Source organism: Micromonospora sp. DT63, from assembly GCF_049841615.1.
Classification (GTDB): domain Bacteria; phylum Actinomycetota; class Actinomycetes; order Mycobacteriales; family Micromonosporaceae; genus Micromonospora.
The window spans coordinates 1-932 of sequence record NZ_JBNCKQ010000019.1; the positions used below are offsets into that span (position 1 = coordinate 1).

A 932-nucleotide genomic window follows, 5' to 3' on the forward strand; every position below is an offset into this window, starting at 1 on the left:
CGATTGGGACGAAGTCGTAACAAGGTAGCCGTACCGGAAGGTGCGGCTGGATCACCTCCTTTCTAAGGAGCACCTTCGCCCGAAAGGGCGTAAGGAGCCCGCGGCCCACGAATGTTGGGTCGGGGTGCTCAGATGGCGGAGACACTGGCAAGTTTTCCCTCGGCAACGGCCGGGTTCCTTCTAGTACAGCTGCCCTTGTGGTGGTGGGAACGAAGCCCTGGTGCGGCTGAGGAAGAATGTAAGCACCCTGTTGGGTCCTGAAAGAACAACCGATGGTTGTTGTTTCAGAGACTTGGCCAGCCTCCCTTGTGGGGGCTGGGAGTCTGCCAGGCATGGCCTGGCCTCACATACCGATCACTGTGGTGGTGCTGGTGTGGGGCTGTTCGGGTTGTGGGTTGGTCGTTTGTTGAGAATTGCACAGTGGACGCGAGCATCTTTGTGGTCAAGTTGTCAAGGGCGAACGGTGAATGCCTTGGCACCAGGAGCCGATGAAGGACGTGGGAGGCCGCGATAGGCCTGGGGGAGCTGTCAACCAAGCTGTGATCCCAGGGTGTCCGAATGGGGAAACCTGGCACCAGTCATGTGGTGTCACCCACACCTGAACACATAGGGTGTGTGGAGGGAACGCGGGGAAGTGAAACATCTCAGTACCCGTAGGAAGAGAAAACAAATTAGTGATTCCGTGAGTAGTGGCGAGCGAAAGCGGATTGAGGCTAAACCGGCTGCGTGTGATACCTGTCAGGGGTTGCGTGGTCGGGGTTGTGGGACCCTACTGAACAAGCTGACACTTGTTCGAGGAGTTACAAAGTCAGTGGCTAGTCGAACAGTCTGGAATGGCTGACCGTAGACGGTGAGAGTCCGGTAGGTGAAAGTTGCTGACCTTCTGTGGGTGTTCCCGAGTAGCGGCGGACCCCTGAAATCTGCCGTGAATC

General features: G+C 57.3%; 2 rRNA genes. Both read left to right on the forward strand.

Features of this window, described 5'->3' with window-relative positions:
- Positions 1-62: ribosomal RNA gene (locus ACLQ27_RS32130) — 16S ribosomal RNA — on the forward strand; the annotation flags it as partial.
- Positions 63-440: 378 nt separating this feature from the next.
- Positions 441-932, forward strand: a 23S ribosomal RNA gene (locus ACLQ27_RS32135); the annotation flags it as partial.